7 protein-coding genes and 4 pseudogenes are annotated in these 19,252 nt (G+C 68.2%); 3 read left to right on the top strand and 8 right to left on the bottom strand.

Annotated features, from left to right (window positions below; all coding sequences use genetic code 11):
• Positions 1 to 92 precede the first annotated feature (92 nt).
• Complete coding sequence (locus tag OG871_RS00295) at positions 93 to 4,034, bottom strand: hypothetical protein (RefSeq protein WP_371493454.1); 3,942 nt, start codon at positions 4,032 to 4,034, stop codon at positions 93 to 95.
• 634 nt (positions 4,035 to 4,668) lie between these two features.
• On the opposite strand from OG871_RS00295, the gene OG871_RS00290 reads away from it, so the two are divergent.
• Positions 4,669 to 11,166, top strand: a complete 6,498-nt coding sequence (locus OG871_RS00290) for an RHS repeat-associated core domain-containing protein (protein WP_371493453.1) — start codon at positions 4,669 to 4,671, stop codon at positions 11,164 to 11,166.
• Between the two features lie 631 nt (positions 11,167 to 11,797).
• Here the strand turns inward: OG871_RS00290 and OG871_RS00285 are convergent.
• The 4 genes and pseudogenes from OG871_RS00285 to OG871_RS00270 all read right to left on the bottom strand — a co-directional run.
• Positions 11,798 to 12,068 (bottom strand): annotated as a pseudogene (locus OG871_RS00285) (transposase); the annotation flags it as partial.
• A gap of 279 nt (positions 12,069 to 12,347) precedes the next feature.
• Positions 12,348 to 13,342 (bottom strand): annotated as a pseudogene (locus OG871_RS00280) (IS5 family transposase).
• 74 nt (positions 13,343 to 13,416) lie between these two features.
• A complete protein-coding gene (locus OG871_RS00275; RefSeq protein ID WP_371503527.1) occupies positions 13,417 to 13,758 on the bottom strand; it encodes a hypothetical protein in 342 nt (113 codons plus the stop codon).
• A 56-nt stretch (positions 13,759 to 13,814) separates the two neighbouring features.
• Positions 13,815 to 14,009: pseudogene (locus OG871_RS00270) on the bottom strand (transposase); the annotation flags it as partial.
• 168 nt (positions 14,010 to 14,177) lie between these two features.
• On the opposite strand from OG871_RS00270, the pseudogene OG871_RS00265 reads away from it, so the two are divergent.
• Positions 14,178 to 15,297: pseudogene (locus OG871_RS00265) on the top strand (IS630 family transposase).
• A 135-nt stretch (positions 15,298 to 15,432) separates the two neighbouring features.
• Here OG871_RS00265 and OG871_RS00260 read toward each other — a convergent pair.
• A complete protein-coding gene (locus OG871_RS00260) occupies positions 15,433 to 16,008 on the bottom strand; it encodes a hypothetical protein (protein WP_371493451.1) in 576 nt (191 codons plus the stop codon).
• A 212-nt stretch (positions 16,009 to 16,220) separates the two neighbouring features.
• Positions 16,221 to 16,841, bottom strand: coding sequence for a TetR/AcrR family transcriptional regulator (locus OG871_RS00255; protein WP_371493450.1), 621 nt, complete (start codon positions 16,839 to 16,841; stop codon positions 16,221 to 16,223).
• A 63-nt stretch (positions 16,842 to 16,904) separates the two neighbouring features.
• Here OG871_RS00255 and OG871_RS00250 point away from each other — a divergent pair, with 63 nt between their 5' ends.
• A complete protein-coding gene (locus OG871_RS00250; RefSeq protein ID WP_371493449.1) occupies positions 16,905 to 17,498 on the top strand; it encodes a peroxiredoxin-like family protein in 594 nt (197 codons plus the stop codon).
• Between the two features lie 1,068 nt (positions 17,499 to 18,566).
• Here OG871_RS00250 and OG871_RS00245 read toward each other — a convergent pair.
• The gene (locus tag OG871_RS00245) at positions 18,567 to 19,160 is read right to left on the bottom strand and encodes a hypothetical protein (RefSeq protein WP_371493448.1); all 594 of its coding nucleotides are present in this window, start codon (positions 19,158 to 19,160) and stop codon (positions 18,567 to 18,569) included.
• Between the last annotated feature and the right edge of the window lie 92 nt (positions 19,161 to 19,252).

The following is a 19,252-nucleotide window of genomic DNA, read 5'->3' as shown; positions in this document are numbered from 1 at the left end:
AGTTTCCCTCCGCCGCCCTTGGAGTCCCACACCCGGCTGCCCGGGCCGTGTCGGCCCGGGCAGCTATGAACGGGTGCTTGTGCGGGGGGTGGTTAGTTGACGGTGCCGGAGGCCCAGATGGGCCATCCGTCGTAGCGGTAGATGACGAGGTTGCCGTCGGGTTGGAGGAACATGCTGTCGCCGGGGGAGGCCGTTCCGACGGCCCACAGGGCCGTGCCGGGTGTGTGGGCAGGTTGCTGGTAGATGCCGAGGTTGCCGTCCGACTGGAGGGTCAGGACGGCGTTGGGGTAGCCGCTTGCGCCTTGGGTCCAGGTGCCGCCGGCGGCTTTGGTGATGGTGAGGAGACCGTTGGTGAAGGTCATGCCGGCGCGGTTCGTGGTCCAGGTACTGCCGCTGGAGTAGTTGGTGTCGTCGCTGGGGAACAGGACGTAGCCGGGAGTACCGGACAGCAGTGCGACCTGGCTGGGGTTGAGGGTCGTGCCGGCCCAGACCTGGACGTTGGAGACGGCTCCCTTGAAGGGGCTGACGTGGCTGCCCTGGTACATGTAGTCGCCGACCCGGAAGCCGCCGGTGAACCCGGCCACGGGGCTGTGCAGCCCGGAGACGGTCTCGATGCCGTTCAGGTACAGCGCCATGACGTTGGACGTGCGGTTGTAGCTGACGGTCAGGTGCGTCCACGTGCCGATCTGCACGAGACCACCGCCCGCGCCGGCGTGGACGCAGTCATACGCCCAGGCACTGCTGTCGGCCTGCGACATACAGAAGTACCACTGCTTGCTCGCACTGTCCGCGTACACGATGAAGCCCGCCGACTGGGTGCCGTCCTGCGAGAGCAGCACACCGCCCGTCGCGTCCGCCTTCACCCACGCCGAGGCTGTGAAGTCCGCCGAAGGCGACAGGGCGGCGGAGCTGCTGCTCATGACGCCGGTGCTGGTGCCGCTCAGGCGCACGTCGGGGTTGAAGATGTCCTTGGTGCTCCAGGTGGCGCCGGCCTGCCCGGTGAGCGGGGTGGTGCCGGTGGTGTCCTTGGCGGTCGTGACGGCTGCGCCGTTGGTGGTGTTGTCGTTGAGGGCCCAGGTGTGGGTGGGTGTGACGAGGGTCTGGTTGGCGGTGGGGGTGAGGGTGGTGCCGTTGAAGAGGTAGGGGGAGGCCTTGCCGTTGGCGTCGACGGCCCAGAGGTCGGCGGTGCCGTTGCGGTCGATGTCGGCGGCCTGGAAGGCGGGCTTGCTGGTGGCGTCCCAGCCGCTGGAGGCGACCTGGAGGGGGGTGACGGGGTTGCCCATGGGCAGGTCGAGGAGGTTCTGGGGGCTGTAGTAGTAGAGCTGGCCGCCGGCGTCGGAGCGGGCGAAGAGGGCGGGAAGACCGTTGACCAGGGTGGTGGTGATGGTCCAGCCGGTCCAGTTGCCGGTGCCGGTGGGGTTGGTGTCGGAGACGTCGATGGCTCCGCCGGTGCCCGTAAAGGTCCCCGTGGTGACGGCGGCCTGTTCGACCTGGAGGGAGCCGTCGAGGATGAGGAGCAGCCCGGGGAAGCCGTTGACGGGCTCGTCGTTGAGAGTGTTGTAGAGGGAGCCGGCGCTGGCGATCCGGGTGGCCTTGGATCCGGAGCCGGTGGTAAAGGCCTTGTCGATGACGTTGACCGCGGCACCGGTCGCGGGGGAGAGAGCGGAGCCGTCGCCGCTGCCGAAAAGAACGGTGCCGGTGCCGGTGGTGGGGTTGTAGGCGAGGACGTCGTTGAACCCGTCGCCGGAGGCGAAGTGGCCAACGACAGCCTGGAGACCGTTCCAATCACTCGGGTTGCCGTTGGTGTTGACCGCAGTGCCTTGTGCGCCGATGTTGTCTGCGGCGGCATTGAGTGTGTTCACTGTCGTACCGGAGGACATCCACAGGCCCGCCGGAAGGTTGGCCCGGTTGCCTACGACCGCGAGGTCGGGGTGCGTGTCGCCGGTCAGGTCGTTCTCCGCCGCGGTTGCGGGCGCGGTGGCATTGAGAACGATGCTGGCAGAGTCACCGACATTCCCCCCGGCCGAGATCGCCGTCACCGTCAGAGTGTTGACCCGCCGGGTGGGCTTGATGGTCACCGTCGCGTTGCCGGAGACGGCGGCGACGGTGGCGGGGGCGGCGCCGTTGAGCTGGTAGAGGTAGCTGGAGGGCACGATGCCGGTGGGGTTCGCCGTGACGCTGAAGTTGGCAGTGGTCCCGACCGTGTAGGAGGTGGCGGGCTGCGAGATGCTCGGGGCGCCGGGGACGGTCGGGTCGAAGGTGAAAGTGCAGGTGGCACTTGTGGGGCTGTTGGCGATGCCGTCGCTGGCGACGACGTTCCAGGAAAAGTTGGTCAGGGCGCCGCCAGCTGCTGCGGCGAGGGTGGCTCTGGGAATGATCAGCGAGGCGGTGGTACCGGAGGTCGCCGACAGCGAACCAGTGGTGCTGGAGGCGATGACGGCGCCGGTGGAGCTCTTGACCGCGGTGAACGCGACGCCGAGGGTTCCGCCGTCGGGGTCGCTGACGCCGGCGTAGAGGCTGACGTCGCCGTTGCCGATCACGGTCGGGGTTCCGCCGCAGGAGGTCTGGGGCGAGGTGGTGAGGGGAGCCGGCGTGGTGGGGGTGTGGTTGTAGGTGGTGGACATGTACATCGTGGACGGCTGGAACTTCTTCCACGCGTACTTGTCGGACTCGTTGGAGGCCTTGAGACCGAGGGTGACGTCTCCCCAGTTTCCGTTGGCCGCGGACTGCATCAGTGAAGTGGTGTCGAAGCCGACGGAGGCGGTGGGGCAGCTGCTGGAGTATCCGTTGGCTACGGTCTGGGTGTCGCTCTTGCCGGTCCAGTTCGGCTGGTTGTTCCAGGTGGTGGAGCCTGTGATGCCGCCGGTCCACCACAGTTCGACCGGGGTGGCGGTGCAGGAGGGGGACCAGGTCTCGGTGGCGTAGAACCGGGAGGAGGTGACCTGGGCGCCGTAGATGCTGCTGGGGACACCCATCCGGGCGTAGGCGCGGCCGACGTAGTTGGGGGATTCCCAGCCGTTGTAGCCGACGCGAAGTCCGGTGGCGTCGGAGGTGTGCCAGTAGCTGGTGGTCTGGAAAGTGGAGTTGACGTAGGTCCAGTCGTACAGCGGGCTGCCGGCGCTGGAGTACGTCGGGTCGATGTACAGCGGCCAGACGGTGTTCTGGCCGGACAGCAGCGCGGGGTCGGGGGTGAGGGTGATCGACCCGGCGGTGACGGTCGCGGCGATGGGTGCGGTGTGGGCGGTGGCGCCCGGGGCGGCGGCGCTGGAGCGCGCGGGGCTGCCGCTGCGGGCGTCGAGGGTGGTGCCGGTGGTCGGGTCGGTGACGGTGGGGGCCGCGGTGTCGACGGCGGAGTCCCACACGCCGCGCACGGGGGCGGGAGCGGAGAAGACCACCTTGCCGTGCGGGTCCTTGGCGGCGATGTTGCCGGCCGCATCCGCGGTGAGGCCGATGCCGCTGGTCCTGGTGGTGAAGGCGAGCGACTTGAGAGCCGGGTTCGCGGCGGCGGCGGCGTCCTTGACCACGAGGACTTCGGAGAAGCCGCCCTGCGGGTCGGCGGTGACCTTCAGGTCCACGCCCGCGAGCACACTGTAGGTGGCGGTGGGCCCGTCGAGTGCCGGGGAGGGAAGGCTCTTGGTGAGCGCGTCCGGCAGGGTGATCGACAAGGACCGGGTGCCGGACTTCATGACGGCGAGGGGGCCGTTGCCACCCTTGGAGAGGGTGAGGTCGCTGGTGGTCAGGGCCGGCGCTATGGAGCCGTCGGCGCGCTTGACGAGTGTGGTGTCGAGTGGCTTCCAGGCGCCGTCCTTGCGTTTGCGGACGGGGGCGAGGGCCTGATTGAGGGTGAGGCTGCCGTCAGGGTTGGCGGTCAGCTGATCTGTTGCGGTGGTCGAGGCGTCGACGGGGACGGCCTTGCCGGTGGCGCGGGCTTTGGCGGAGGCCTGGTCGGCCGTCAGCGCGGCGGTCGGAGCAGCCTCCGGGGCGGCTGTCGCGGGGTCGGCGTGTGCGGGTGCGGCCAGGGCGGTGAGCGTCATCGCGGTTAGTGCCCCGGCGAGGGCCGCCGCGAGGATGCGGCTGCGTGGTGTGGGTGCTGGCACGGGAATGAGCCCCGCCTCTCACAGAGTCGTGTCGGTGCTGCCTGCGGCAGCCTCGCGGGAAGAGTTGCACGTCAGAGCCCCTGCTTCCGAACGCGCTTCCCTGCACTGCGATCACGCCTTGAGGGGATTCCTGACACTATGTCGGAGATGCCGTTTGAAAACTTGATAAAGCCTTTGCCAAGCCGATGGTGACGGCCCAGGGCCGAAACGGCCTCCGCGGGGAGGGCGAAGGCTCGGCGACAATCCGGCGATGTCCGCCGGTCGACTCGGCACGCAGGATTGCAGACCCTATGTCCGATATGAGACAGAAGTCCTCGGTAAAGGTTTTGTCAAAGTGGCAGGTGGGGGCCCATCAGGTGGTGACTCGCAGTCAGGTGGCTTGCCATAGTCAACGCACCGGCGGTGATCACGCCGGTGTTCCGTGCTGCCCGCGCGCAGCTGACGACAGAGGTGCCCACGCGCCATGCGCATACCCGTCGACGCCCGTCGACCACATGGATCCCGTAAATCGTCCATATCAGGGCGCTCCTGGTTGCCCTTCATATCCGTCACGGCTCTTCTGTCGGCGCTGGTGGCAGCGCCCGCCTACGCCGTCCCCGCGAGCGGAGGGCCGCTACCCGCGGCGCCGTCCGCCAAGGCGGTCAAGGGCGTTCGCAACCTCAACCCGAAACCGGGCCAGGCGCCGGGCGGGGAAGCCCGCAAGACCTACACCCCGCACGCCACCGCCTGGCCCAAGGCCACCAGCGGCAGTGTGCACCTCGCCGCCCCCACGGATAAGTCCGACGGCGCGAAGCAGACGGCGAGTGGTACCCCGGTGTGGGTCCAGGCCGCCAAGCCCGCTGCCGGCGCCTACCAGGGGCCCGGTGAGGTCGGCATCAGCGTGCTGGACCGTCAGAAGTCGGCCGACCTCGGCATCTCCGGCGTGCTCTTCACCGTCAAGCCCACCACCGCAGGGCAGGGCAGCGTCAGGGTCGGCGTCGACTACTCCACCTTCGCAGAGGCCTACGGAGGCAACTACGCCTCCCGCCTCCACCTGGTCTCACTGCCGGCCTGCGCACTGACCACGCCCGAGGTACCCGCCTGCCGGGTCCAGACACCGCTCACCACCCAGCGGGACGCGAAGACGGCATCCGTGTCGGCCGAGGTCGACCTCGGCGCCGCCCCCACCACTGCCACCAAGACCTCCACCACGGAGGACTCGAGCCGGGCAATTTCCGCCACCTGGTCCGCCGAGAGCACGACCGCTCTGAAGGCGTCCACCACGCAAGCACCGCAGGTGCTGGCCGCCACGGACTCCACCGGCCAGGAGGGCGGCGCGACCGGCAGCTACGCCGCCACCCCTCTCGCGCCGAGCGGCAGCTGGACGGGTGGTGGGAACAGTGGCTCGTTCACCTACTCCTACCCCATCGGGACCCCCGGCGCCTCGACCTCGCTGACGCCGAAGGTCTCACTGGGCTACGACTCGGCCACCGTGGACGGCAAGACCGCCTCCACCCAGGCCCAGGCCTCCTGGATCGGCGACGGCTGGTCCTCCCCGGACTCCTACATCGAGCAGACCTTCACCTCCTGCGCCGACAAGCCGGAAGGCACCGCGTCCCCGTCCGAGACCAACGACGAGTGCTACGCCGGCCCGATTCTGAGCCTGTCGCTCAACGGCGCGTCGTCGGCGCTCGTATGGGACGCGGCGCAGTCCGTGTGGAAGCCGGTCAACGACCACGGCGAGAAGATCACCCACGTCACCGGCGCCAACAACGGCACCGGCACGTACAACACCGACTACTGGACGGTCGCCGACCGCTCCGGCACGGTGTACTCCTTCGGCCTCAACCAGCTGCCCGGCTGGAGCGCCGGCAAGCCGGTGACTAACTCGGTCGACTCCATGCCGGTGTACTCCGCGCACCCGGGCGACCCCTGCTACAACGCCGCGGGCTTCACGTCGTCGGTGTGCACGATGGCCTACAAGTGGCACCTGGACTACGCCAAGGACGTCCACGGCCAGGCCATGTCCTACTGGTACAACCAGGACACCAACTACTACGGCCAGAACAACGGCGCCTCCAACACCAAGTACGTCCGCGACTCCTACCTGGCGCGGATCGACTACGGGTTCAACGACGGCGGCGCCTTCGGCACCGTCCCCGACCAGGTGGCGTTCACCACCGGCGCGCGCTGCACCGCGGCGACCTGCGATCCGATCTCGGCGTCGAACGCGGGCACCCAGTACCCGGACGTGCCGTTCGACCTGATCTGCAACAGCGGGGCGACCTGCACCTCGCACTCGCCGGCCTTCTTCTCCACCGTGCGACTCAAGCAGATCACCACCAGCCAGTACTCCGTCCCGGCGGGCACGTACCTGCCGGTGGACACCTACGACCTGACGCAGTCCGAACCGCCGACCGGTGACGGCACCTCGCCCACCCTGTGGCTGGCCTCCGTCGTCCGCACCGGCAAGGACACCACCGGCGGCGGCTCCGGCAGCCCGATCGCCCTGCCGCCCACCGTCTTCGGCGGCACCACGATGCAGAACCGGGTCGACACCACCAACTTCCCCGGAATGTTCCGCTACCGCCTCACCTCCATCACCGGAGAGCTCGGCACGGTCACCGGCATCTCCTACGGCCTGCCCAACCCCTGCACCCCCGCCTCCATCGCCTCCGCGAACCCGTCCACCAACACTGCCTCCTGCTATCCGGTGAACTGGACGCCGCCGTTCTACAGCGCACCGATCACCGACTGGTTCCAGAAGTACGCCGTCACCCAGGTCCTCGAAGCCGACCAGACCGGCGGCGCCACCACCAAGGCCACCACCTACAGCTACGGCGGCGGCGCGGCCTGGCACTACGACGACAACGAGGTCGTCCAGCCCAAGTACCGCACCTGGGGGCAGTTCCGCGGCTACGCCACCGTCACCACCTACGCCGGTGACGGAGCCAACGACCGCAAGACCAAGAACACCGCCAGCTACCACCGCGGCATGGACGGGGACTATCTGACCCCGACCTCCACCCGCACCGTCACCCTCACCGACTCCCAGGGGGGCACGCACACCGACAGCGACCAGCTGTCCGGCAGCCAGCTGGAATCCACCGCCTACAAGGGCGACACCGGCGCCGTCGAGAACCTGACCATCACGTCCTACTGGATCTCACCGGCCACCGCGACCCGCAACCGCACCGGCCTGCCTGCCCTGAAGGCCACCACCGTCAAGGACGCCGAGACCTACACCCGGCAGGCCGTCACCTCCGGCGGAGCCACCACCTGGCGTGTCGGCGAGACGGACAACACCTACATCACCGACCCGGCCGACGTGAACTTCGGCCTGCCGACGGCGAGCTACAGCCACACCGTCCCGGCCGTCGCCGCCTACGACCGCTGCACCACCTCCACCTACGCCCCAGCGAACACCGCCCTCAACCTGATCGGCCTGGTGGCCTCCCAGGAGAGCGTGTCCGTGGCCTGCGGCGGCTTCACCCAGGGCGCCATCGCCTCCGTCCCGGCCGGATACAACACCCTGACCGCACCTGCCACGGTCAACCGCCCGTCGCAGGTGATCACCGCGACCCGCACCTCCTACGACGACCCCACCTTCAACACCGCCTTCCCGCAGAGCGCGCCACCGACCGTCGGCAACCCCACCATGGTGCGCACGGCCGTCGACCACAGTGGAGGCGCCTACAGCTGGGTGACCAGCAAGCGCACCACCTACGACACCTACGGTCGACCGCTGGTCGCCTACGACGCCAACGGGAACGCGACCACCACCGCCTACACGGTCGACACCGTCGGCCTGACCACCGGCAGCACGGTCACCAACGCCAGGAACCAGAGCGTCAGGACGGCCCTGGCACCGGCCCGCAGACTCACCATCGCCGCAACCGATGCCAACGGCGTCACCGCGACCGGCCAGTCCGACGCACTCGGCCGACTCACCGCCGTGTGGACCAACAGCCGCACCAGCCCGGCGCCGGCCAACATCAAGTACACCTACACCGTCTCCAGCACGGGCCTGTCCGGTGTCACCACTGACAAGCTGAACGAGCAGCTCGGTTATGCGACGTCGGTGACGGTCTACGACTCGCTGGGCCGGGTGCGGCAGACGCAGACGCCGACGCCGCAGGGCGGCCGGATGGTCACCGAGTCGTTCTACGACTCCCGCGGCTGGGTCCGCAAGCAGAACAACGCCTACTGGGACTCCGGGACGCTGCCCAACCTTGCGCTGGCCTCGGTGCAGGACTCGCAGATCCCCAACCAGCAGGTCACCACGTACGACGGCCTCGGCCGCGCGGTCAGGACCGACTCCCTGAAGTACGCGGCGGTGCAGGAGACCACGACCACCGTCTACGGGGGTGACCGCACCACCGTGGTGCCGCCGGCCGGCGGCACCGTGAAGACCACCGTCACCGATCCGCTGGGCCGCACTACTGAGCTCGACGACTACACCGCGCGCCCGACCCTCACCCCGCCCGCCGACACGTTCACCGGCACCTACACCCTCTCCGGTGGCACCAGCCAGGCCATCACCTACGGCTTCGACGGCCACGGCAAGCAGAACACCGTCGCCGCCAACGGCTCCACCTGGACCACCACCTACAACCTGCTCGGCCAGGCCACCGCCAAGAACGACCCCGACGCCGGCAACAGCACCATGCAGTACGACCCCGCCGGCAACCTGATCCAGACCACCGACTCCCGCGGCAAGACCGTCAGCTCCACCTACGACGTCCTCAACCGCAAGACCGCCACCTACACGGCACCGGTGACCGGCCAGACGGACGCGAACAAGATCGCCGCCTGGGTTTACGACAACGACAACAACGCGGTCGCCTCGATGGGCTACCCGATCGGCCACGCCACCACGACGACGTCGTACAGCGGCGGCGCCGCCTACGTGACCCAGTCCCTCGGCTTCAACAAGTTCGGCGAATCCCTCGGCGACACCATCACCATCCCGTCCGCGACCGAGGGCACGCAGCTCGGCAAGAACTACACGTTCAAGCACGACTACACCACCAACACCGGCCTGCCCTACAGCGACGTCTCCCCCCTCGGAGCGGGCCTGCCGGCCGAGACCGTCCTGCACTCCTACGCCACCGCCCTCGACCTCCCGAACGGGCTTGCGACTGCCAGCTACGGCTACGCGCAGGGCACCACCTACGACGCCTACGGCCGGGTCAACCAGACCACCCTCGGCGCGCTGGGCAACCTCGGCTTCATCACCAACACCTACGACGACCACACCGGCCGCCTGACCGACCAGCTCGTCTCCCGCGCCACCACCGGAAGCCCCGCCAGCGACGTCGACAAGCAGCACTACGACTACGACAAGGCCGGCAACATCACCCGCCAGGTCTCCACCCGGCTCGGTGCGACCTCCGAGACCCAGTGCTACGGCTACGACCAGCTCGACCGTCTCACCCAGGCCTGGACCGCCACCGACTCCTGCGCCACCGCCCCGACTGGTGCCGCGCACTCCCAGGTCGGTGACGCGATCAGCGGCGGCGCCTACTGGACGGACTGGGCGTTCGACGCGCTGGGCAACCGCACCAGCCAGACCGAGCACTCCACCACCGGTGGAGCCGACACCTCCACCGCCTACACCTACAACGGAAACGGCACCGGCCAGGCGCACACCCTGACCTCCACCAGCGCCAACAGCATCTACCAGTACGACACCGCGGGCAACACCACCACCCGCACCACCCCCGCCACCGGCACCCAGACCCTCACCTGGGACGACGCCGGCCGCCTCACCACGATCACCGGCGGCACCACCGGCAACTCCTCCTACGTCTACGGCGCCGACGGCCAGGTCCTCCTCCAGAAGGACACCGGCACCACCACCCTCTACCTGCCCGGCCAGCAGATCACCCTCAACACCACCACCAGCACCCTCACCGGCACGCGGTACTACCCGCTGCCCGGCGGCGGCACCACCGTCCGCACCGGCACCGGCACCAACTACCGCTTCGAAATAGCCGACCCCCACGGCAGCGCCGGCCTCGTCCTCGACTACACCTGCCAGACGCCGACCTGGCGCCAGTTCACCCCCTACGGCGCACCCCGCGGCACACCGGCCACCTGGCCCGACAACCGCGGCTTCCTCAACGCCCCCACCTCCGCCGCCAGCAACCTCACCACCCTCGGCGCCCGCCAGTACGACCCGGTCACCGGCCGCTTCATCAGCCCCGACCCGCTCTTCGATGCCGCTGATGCCCAACAGCTCGGCGGCTACAACTACGCCGGCAGCAACCCCATCGGCAAGAGCGACCCCACCGGACTAATAGCTACAACTTCACACTGCCTCGATACCTGCAACGCCGTGGATCGCCCGCGCATGCAGTCTGGTCTATCCGAGGAAGCCAGGAATGAGGAGAAGAAAGCTCAGGTCGGAGCGGTCAAGTCGAAACTCAAGCTCTCTCTCGCAAAACAAATCAAGGGCGACTCGGCGATATCAAGCTGCAAGGGTTTTAGCCTGATCGAAGGAAATTGCGCACCACTCGCCCACTACTATGGTCAGCTGAGCGCGCCCAACTATCCGGCAGGGTTTTCTGATGCCCTCAATAGGCTCGATCCATACGATCTCGCAAACATGTGGGCGCTGGAGGTCGGCGGCGCATACCATGACCTCTACTTCGGCCCAAATTCAAACATTGTGCGCCAGCTCGCGACCGACGACCACAACATTTCCCTGCTCTATAAAATAGCCAAGCAGTATAAGTCGAAGCCATCCCACTTCGACCCCGACGCCCCGTGGATTTCGGCAAGTCGGCCCGGAAGCTGGATGGATGGGATTTCGTTGCTTACGAATGGCGCAATTGGAACCAATGATGCCGATGCGATACTTGGCTCATACACTGAGGAATATCAAGTCCTCCAGGTGGATTCCAAGAATCGAACGGTCACTGTTAATATTAGGGCATCGAATTCCACAACCTGGGTGTCATTCTGCCATGACCACGCCTGCGGGGAAACGCATGACTCGACCTCCGGTGTCGGTGCCACGATCGTCCAGCACTACAATTGGACTCAGACCATCTCATTTGACGTAAAGGAGCATGGCGAGCGATGAAATCGGGCAGACTGTACCGCTCGGCCCCCGGGAATGGAATCATAGTTATCGCTGCGACACTGGCAAGCGCGGCGCTCCTCACTTCTTGCGCCAGTGATCCCCGTGCGAGTGGCCCAGCCCTCAGTGGCTCCACCGTGGCGGGAACGTGGGAGTCTCCAGTCGGCTCGAGGATCACCTTTGAATCTGACGGCAGGTTCTCTGTGAGCAACTTCCCCTATGACGGAAGCCCGGGCAGGATGGACCATCTCATATCTGGGGATGGGAAATGGGTGATATCGGATTCGGGAGGCGCCGCCAATACGGGCGTAGCGCTCGAATTTGATTCGAAGTATGCGGATTTGGTAGCGGGGAGCATTACCAAGCTAGTCTCAGTTCGAAACCAATCTACGGCCGAGACGGACCTGTGTACTCTCGGTGATCCCGATGATTGGTGCGCTGGCGTCGTATTCGAAAAAGTCAAGGACTGATTGAAAGGTAGTGCCAGCTTCGAATGCCTCAGCTCTAATGGGCCGGATCCTTGAACCGGCGGTTTGAGTCGAAGTAGTGATGCTCCCGCCCAACCATGTGAGGCGGGAGCATCACTGCGCTGGTCACCATCTCTGACTGGGCGTTTCGTCCCTGACTTCGGGGCTCAGGTTCCGCGCCAGGTCGGGGTGGATTCGCTGGTGAGTCGGCGAGTCATGAGGCTGATCATCGCGATGTGAACCATGGCTTCGGAGCGGGCCGGGAGGGCTTCGTAGTCGCGGGCGAGGCGGCGGTGGTTCATGAGCCAGCCGAAGGTGGCGCTCGACGACCCAGCGGCGGGGCTGGACGACGAATCCCCTGGTGGCGGGGTCGCGGCGGACGATTTCGACGTCGATGCCCTGCGTGGCTCCATGTTCGACGACGGCGTTCTTGTAGCCAGCAGCGCCAGATCACGGGCCTCGTACTTACTGCGCAACTCCCGCGCCCGCCGCCGGGCCGCCACCGACCCCACGGCCTTGCGCGTGACCCCCTTCGCCATGCCCATCCCGGCTCTCTCACTCACCCGCACCGAACGGCGCGCACCGGGGCACCTTCGCCGTCACCGGCGGGAACGAGCCCGGGCGCCGCGCCGACCACCAGGCAACCCGCCACCGCCCTCCCACCGGAAGCACGCACCCCGCCAGATCCCGTCTAGGGCCTGTTTGGAGTCGTGATCATTAGGCGGGACCGAGGCTGCGCATCCAGATGATGGATCCGCGCAGTTGTAGCCCCGCCATGTAGCTCTCGGGAGTCTTGTCGTATCGGGTGGCCAAGCCCCGCCAGGCCCGGATCTTGTTGATGCAACGTTCCACTGTGTTGCGCTCCTTGTAATGCTCGGCGTCGTGGGAGACGGGTCGGCCGCCGGCGCTGCCGCGCTTCTTGCGGTTCGCGGCCTGGTCGACTTTCTCCGGTATCACCGCCTTGATCCCGCGTCTGCGCAGGTAGGCGCGGTTGGCCCGCGAAGAGTACGCCTTATCGGCGGCGACCGCGGCGGGCCGGGTGCGCGGACGGCCGAGCGGACCTCGCACCTTGACCTTCTCCAGCACCGCGACGAACCGCGGGCTGTCGGCGGCCTGCCCCGGCGTGAGAACGAAGGCCAGCGGGCGGCAGCGCCGGTCCGCCGCGAGGTGGACCTTGCTGGTGAGACCGCCGCGCGAGCGCCCGAGCTCCGCGGCTTTGAGCCGGGCCCGGCGGCGCCGCCGCAGCCGTCGACGCTCGGCGCGATCCGCCGCAAGCGACGCCGACTCGACGGTCACCGGGGCGGTTTGCCCGGTTTCCGCTGCCCCTTTTCCTCCGCTGCCGCCTCCTCCAGGGCCGCCAGCACCTCGGGGTCCGCCACCATCCCGGCCGCATCATGGTGCGCGCGGGCGACCGTGGAGTCCACGCTGACCAGCGACATGTCCGCCTGTCCACGGCTGGCGGCCTCGGCGATCATCGCCTCCATCAGCACGGCGAACACGCCGCCGTCACGCCACTGGGCGAAGCGGTCGTAGACCGTCTGCCAGGCCCCGAACTCCTGGGGCATCTCCCGCCACTGGCCGCCGCTGCGGAACTTCCAAATGACGCCCTCGAACTGTTCACGCAGATGCTTCGGATACGGGCCATACCGGCCGACGGGCAGGAATGGCTCGACCAACTCCCACTCACTGTCGTTCAGTTCGCGTCGCGTCACGGAAGCTTTCTACCAGCCCCGCCCGGCCCGCGGTGGGCGAACCGGGCAATTGATCACGACTCCAAACAGGCCCTCTAGAAGGCACGAAGGTCGACGCCGATCCCCATGCCGTCGAGGTCGCTGTCTAGCCTCCAGTAAACGTCGGTCTCGTAGAAGCTCGCTGCATCGCCGTTCCCCTCAGCGGGGTCGATCTTGTACATCTCGGGGACGTCGTAGGCCATCGTGTACCCGGCCTCCATGTCGGTCCACTGGAGCCGGACCACCATGTCCGCTGTGCCGATGTCGTAGTTGTCGTTCCCGTGGTTCTTAGCGATGTACTCGAACGGGTACGTGAACGTGTAACTGTCGTCCTGCTTGATCGACCGCAGGTAGTCCTGCTCGTCCTCGAAGCCATAGTTGTTCGACTCACTCCACATGGAAGGAGCATAATGCCCTGCAGCTCTGCCAGAGGCGACACTCTGGGCCAGTAGGCAAAGCGCTCGTAGGCTGTCTGCCCGGCCCCGAACTCCTCCCGCGGCATCTCCCGCCACTGGCTGCCGGTCCGGAACCGCCACCCCACGCCCTCGAACTGCTCACGTAGCCGCTGCGGGTACGGGCCGTACTGTCCGACCGGCAGAAACGGCTCGATCAACTCCCACTCACTGTCGCCCAGCTGGCGTCGCGTCACACCGGCGGTTCCAGCAGCCAAGCACCAGTTCGATAGCCGAATCAGCCCACAAAGATTTCAACTCCAGACAGGCCCTAGTGCTCTGGCCGAGAAGGTTCACCGGGTTGGCGCTTGCGAGGCAGGTAGCGGTTGGATGTTGGCGACATCGAACCGGTGCGGGGAGGCGTGGTGGCGGAGCCGGTCAAGGTCAGGAGACTGACGGACCAAGAGGGCCAGCAGTTACAGAGGATCGTGCGTCGGGGCAGCACGAACACCGTGCGCTACCGGCGGGCGATGATGCTGTTGGCATCAGCCGGCGGCAACCGGGTGCCAGTGATCGCCCAGCTCGTGCAGGCGGACGAGGACACGGTGCGGGATGTGATCCACCGGTTCAACGAGATCGGCCTGGCCGCTCTGGACCCTCGATGGGCGGGAGGCCGTCCCCGCCTGCTCAGTCCTGACGACGAAGACTTCGTCGTCCAGACGGCCACCACTCGCCCGGCCAAGCTAGGGCAGCCCTTCACCCGCTGGTCCATCCGCAAACTGCTCGCCTACCTGCGCCGGGTCCACGGCCGGGTGATCCGCATAGGCCGCGAGGCCCTGCGCTGCCTGCTCGCCCGACGAGGCGTCACCTTCCAGCGCACCAAGACGTGGAAGGAGTCCACCGACCCCGAGCGGGACGCCAAGCTCGACCGGATCGAGCACGTCCTGGAGCACTTCCCGGACCGCACGTTCGCGTTCGACGAGTTCGGTCCGCTCGGCATCCGCCCCCACCGCGGGCAGCGGCTGGGCCGAGCAGGGCCGGCCCGACCGCCTGCCCGCGACCTACCACCGTACCCACGGCGTCACCTACTTCCACGGCTGCTACTCCATCGGCGACGACACCCTCTGGGGCGTCAACCGCCGCCGCAAGGGCACCGCGAACACCCTGGCAGCCCTCCGCTCGATCCGGGCCACGCGCCCCGACGGCGCCCCGGTCTACGTGATCCTGGACAACCTCTCCGCCCACAACGGCAAGAAGATCCTGCGCTGGGCGAAGAACAACAACGTTCACCTCTGCTTCGCCCCGACCAACGCATCCTGGGCGAACCCGATCGAGGCGCACTTCGGACCGCTGCGGCAGTTCACCCTGGCGAACTCGAACCACCCGAACCACACGGTCCAGACCCGAGCCCTGCACGGCTACCTGCGCTGGCGCAACACCAACGCCCGACACCCAGACGTCCTGGCTGCACAGCGCCGCGAACGCGCCCGCGTCCGCAGCGAGAAGGGCCTCCGTTGGGGCGGACGAGCCGTTCTTGCCGCGTGATCAAGCACCTCGTTGAGCGATGCATTGGCGGAAGTGGTCACAGGTCGTTGCTGGAAAACCAGACCACGGGATGCGCCGGATCGGTCGTGCTGACCTGCAAAAACTTGACACTACGTCCGCTTTCGGGGTCGCTTCTTACACGACGTACGACAGCATCGGTTCCGCCCCTGGGCAGCAGATGGTGTCCTCATCAGCAATCACCTTGATGCAGCCTCCGCAGAGCCACACCGTTTCGGGCTCCACGGGCCCGGACGCGGACACCTCGTTGTCACGCACCGTTAGCTGCCAAGTGTCCCAGTGCTCCTCGCCCTGCGCGTCGATCACACCGTTGAGTACGTGGTCGAAGGTGAAGCTCTCGAACCCCGGCTTGCCTTGGGCGTGGGCGCCCGGCTTGAGGAAGTGATCGATCAGGTATGCCATCCACTCGGGTGAGTCGTAGAACTTCTCGGTCCGATTCCATTCGATCGCTGCCCCGTCATCCGTCGGCTCCCACTGGCACCACAGGCCGGGCTGGCCCTCCGGGGGCTTGCTGTACTCGCGGATGTCGGCGTCGCGGCCCTGTCCCGCGTGGCCGGTGCCGTCGACGAAGTAGGGGCCGTTGTCACGGTTCATTCGCCGGGTGCCGGCGAACTTCCGCAGGTAGGCGTTCTCCTGCTCGTTGAGCGGCGGCTCGACGGCGATCTGACCAGTGAATGTCGTGGTGTAGCCCATGCCGGGCATGGTAGCCACGCCATCCGACACCGCCCGATGCCGGTATGGACTACTCCGACCTCACCAGGTCCGCGACCAGGTCGGCATGCGTCGACGCGAACCCGGTGAACCTTCTCGGTCACAGCACTAGCGATCACGATCCTGAACAGCCGGAGCACCTCACGCTCACCCCATACCAGCCCCGTGGCCAGCAACTTCAGGTTGGAAACCGCTCAATCGATGCCCAGACCGCGGAGCACCACCTCCGCACCGGCGAGGAACTCGTGTCCGGGGTCGGGCTGCTGCCCGGTGAGCGCGGCTGCCAGCAGGGGGAAGGCGTCGGGGGCCGGCAGTGCCGTGCGACTGGCCATGTCGGTGTGCGGGCCGCTCCGGTGCTCGGTCTCCAGGGCACCGATCACGTAGGACGTCAGGGTCCGAAGCGCACTCCGGCTCCCGGCGCCGTCGAACCCCGCCCGCCGGAGGGCTTCCAGGACGTGCTCCGCCCAGCGGAGGGCCGGCAGGCAGCCCGCGTGGTGGCGGACGGCCAGCGGGAGGACACCGGGATGGGCGCCCACCGCCTCGCGCATCAGCCCCATGAGCGCCAGCAGCCGCTCGCGCGGCGGGGTCGCCTCCGGGGCCGCCCGGGCGCGGTCCAGGACGGTCCCGAGGGCGAGTTCCACCACGAGGCACTCGAGTTCCTCGCGGTCCTCCACGTAGCGGTAGAGCGCCATGGTCCGGCGGTCGAGCTCGTCGGCGACGGTGCGCATGGACAGGGCCGCCAGGCCGTCACGGTCGATCACCGTGATCGCGGCGGCGGCGATCGCCTGTGTTGTCAGGGAGCGTGGTCGTGGCACGACTTGACAGCGTACGGCATACGCCTACAGTTTTAGGCGTACGGTCTAAACCTAAGGAGTCCCGTGCCTCGCCTTCAGATCGGCATCACCGCCCCGGACCTCACCCTGACCGACGTGACCGGCGCGTCCGTACCGCTTCCGTACCCCGACGGGCTCGTCCACCTGCAGTTCCGCCGGTTCGCCGGCTGCCCCGTCTGCAACCTCCACCTCCGCAGGTTCGCCGTGCGACACGGGGAGCTGCGCGCCGCCAGGGTGCTGGAGGTGGCCGTCTTCCACTCCCCCGCCTCCGAGCTGGCGCCGTACGTCGACGGCCTGCCGTTCCCGCTCGTCGCCGACCCCGGACAGGCCATCTACCGCGCCTACGGCGTCGAACGCGGCGCCCGCGCCCTCCTGGACCCGCGGGTCTGGCCCACGATCGTCCGGGCAGCGGCCCGAAGCCTCGTCGCCGTCCTCCGCGGCCGCGAACGACTCCCGGCGGCCCGCCCCCTCGGCGGACGCTACGGCCTCCCCGCCGACTTCCTGGTCTCGGCCGACGGCCGGGTCCTAGCCGCGCACTACGGCGCCCACGCCGCGGACCACTGGTCCGTGGAGCAGGTCCTCGCGCTCGCCGCAGGACACCGTACGGCGCCGGTCGGCGAGCCGGCGATCGACGGCTGATCCTGCCGCCGGAGTGCCGACAGCGATCGGCCCGGCAGAGCGATTCCGACGAAGCGGCCACGCGGCAGACGATCACCTGCTACCGATCACGCCGCCGACCAGCCCGAGCGCCCCACCATCACCCCACACCAGGCCCCGTGACCTGCAATTTCGAGGATGAAAACCACTCATTGCGACGGCGGGTTCTACACGATCACCGCGGACGTGTCGCTCGCGCGTCATCCGTTGCAGCATCTCGTTCCAGCTTGAGGGGGTCCCCCTCGATCCGACGCCCCTGCAGCACCTGTACGCGCGGTTCGAGGTACCCCGACGCGGTTACCTTCGGCCGCTCACCGAGAAGTCCATCGGGCCGAGACTCGCTCAGTGGCCGGGCACTGTCCTGGATGTCGTGGGGTTGATCACCACGGACGGGTGGAGCCCGTCGGGGCGCGGCTGGGTCGTCGGTGTTGTCGCGAAGAACCCGTTCCCTATCGAAGAGCCAGGACCGCCAGAAGACTGGCCGCTGCACCCCAGGGAAGACGGACTGTTGGTCGGCGCCCTTCGGCATCACCATCCGATGGGGGAGCCACCAAAGGAGTACCGCTTGCAGGGGTGGGAATCTGCCCGGACCTCGGACGTCACGGTGATGAGGGCTTTCGTCGGCCACGAATGACCGGCAAGTGACACGAGGCCGGCCCCGCCCACGAGACGGTGGACCGGGCCAGCCTCCCTAGGAGATCAGTTGCTCCGGACCATGCCGTTGGTCGAGCTCGGCGCGTCCGGCGCTGTGTGACGGCGGGTCGGCTGTGGCTGGGACACTGACGGTATGTCTGTTGAGCGTCGCCCGCTGTGGCGGCCTTCTCCGAGTCCCCTGCCGATGCTCCGCTGCCCGCCGCGAGGGATCGGCTGCTGCCCGTGGAGCGCGCCCCGTTCCGGGAGCCGACGGCCCCCGCCGAGGAGGACGAGGCGCAGCGGTGCCAGGCGGGGCCCGTGGGGCGTCGGCGGCTCGGCCCCGGGGGTTCCTCCGGGACCGGTACGCCGTAGCCGGGCGCACCAACGTGACACCCACCGTGGCCGGGCGGGGCGGGCTCACCGACGTCGTTGATGGGGGCGCCTGGCGAGGTGGGTGCGGGTAGCGGCCTGCGGGATGGTGTGGCACAGCAGCCCGGGCTGCGCCTGGCAGTGCGGGCAGCGGCGGGTGATCGCGTCGAGGTACTCGTCCCGCTCGTCCGAGTCGAGGTTCCACAGGCGGGCGGCATGGGCGACGCCGGCAAGCCGTCTTGCCGTCGGCAGGCGGTGGCAGGCCCGGCCCGCGGGCGCGTCGCACAGCCAGCACGCGCGGTCGCAGACCGGGCAGCCGTCCTCGGTCCGCAGTGCGGCGCAGCACATGATCTCGGGGCCGCCGGGTCCCAGGGTGGCGATGTGGAGCTCGGTTGGCCCGGGCCGCCTGAAGTCGTCGTCCCACAGCGGCTCGTCACTGTCGTAGTAGCCGTCCCACGGCGCGCGGGGGGCCGGTGCGGGAGTCGGTCGCGGTGCGATGGCTCGCGGGCCCGGGGGGCCGATCCGGGCTGCGCCGTGTCGTACCGGGTGGACCTCGCTGCGGTTGCCGCACATGACCCCCGGCCGGGCCTTGCACTGCGGGCACGGCACTGCCAGGGGCGCCTTGTGGCCGCTCGTCTCCATCCCCGACTTCCCCTCCGGCTACCTCACGTGACGGTATGACCACGGATTCAACCACCGGGAGCGCCGCCCGCGCTGCCCGCTGCTGCAATCCG

This window comes from Kitasatospora sp. NBC_00374, from assembly GCF_041434935.1.
GTDB lineage: Bacteria > Actinomycetota > Actinomycetes > Streptomycetales > Streptomycetaceae > Kitasatospora.
The sequence above is the reverse complement of the archived record's forward strand: the minus strand, read 5'-3'. Positions and strand labels throughout refer to the sequence as shown.

Bases quoted from the DNA above. Each gene is read 5' to 3' on its own strand.
- OG871_RS00295 (WP_371493454.1), bottom strand. From the start codon at position 4,034: ATGACGCTCACCGCCCTGGCCGCACCCGCACACGCCGACCCCGCGACA.
- OG871_RS00275 (WP_371503527.1), bottom strand. From the start codon at position 13,758: ATGTGGAGTGAGTCGAACAACTATGGCTTCGAGGACGAGCAGGACTAC.
- OG871_RS00260 (WP_371493451.1), bottom strand. From the start codon at position 16,008: ATGGGCTACACCACGACATTCACTGGTCAGATCGCCGTCGAGCCGCCG.
- OG871_RS00245 (WP_371493448.1), bottom strand. From the start codon at position 19,160: ATGGAGACGAGCGGCCACAAGGCGCCCCTGGCAGTGCCGTGCCCGCAG.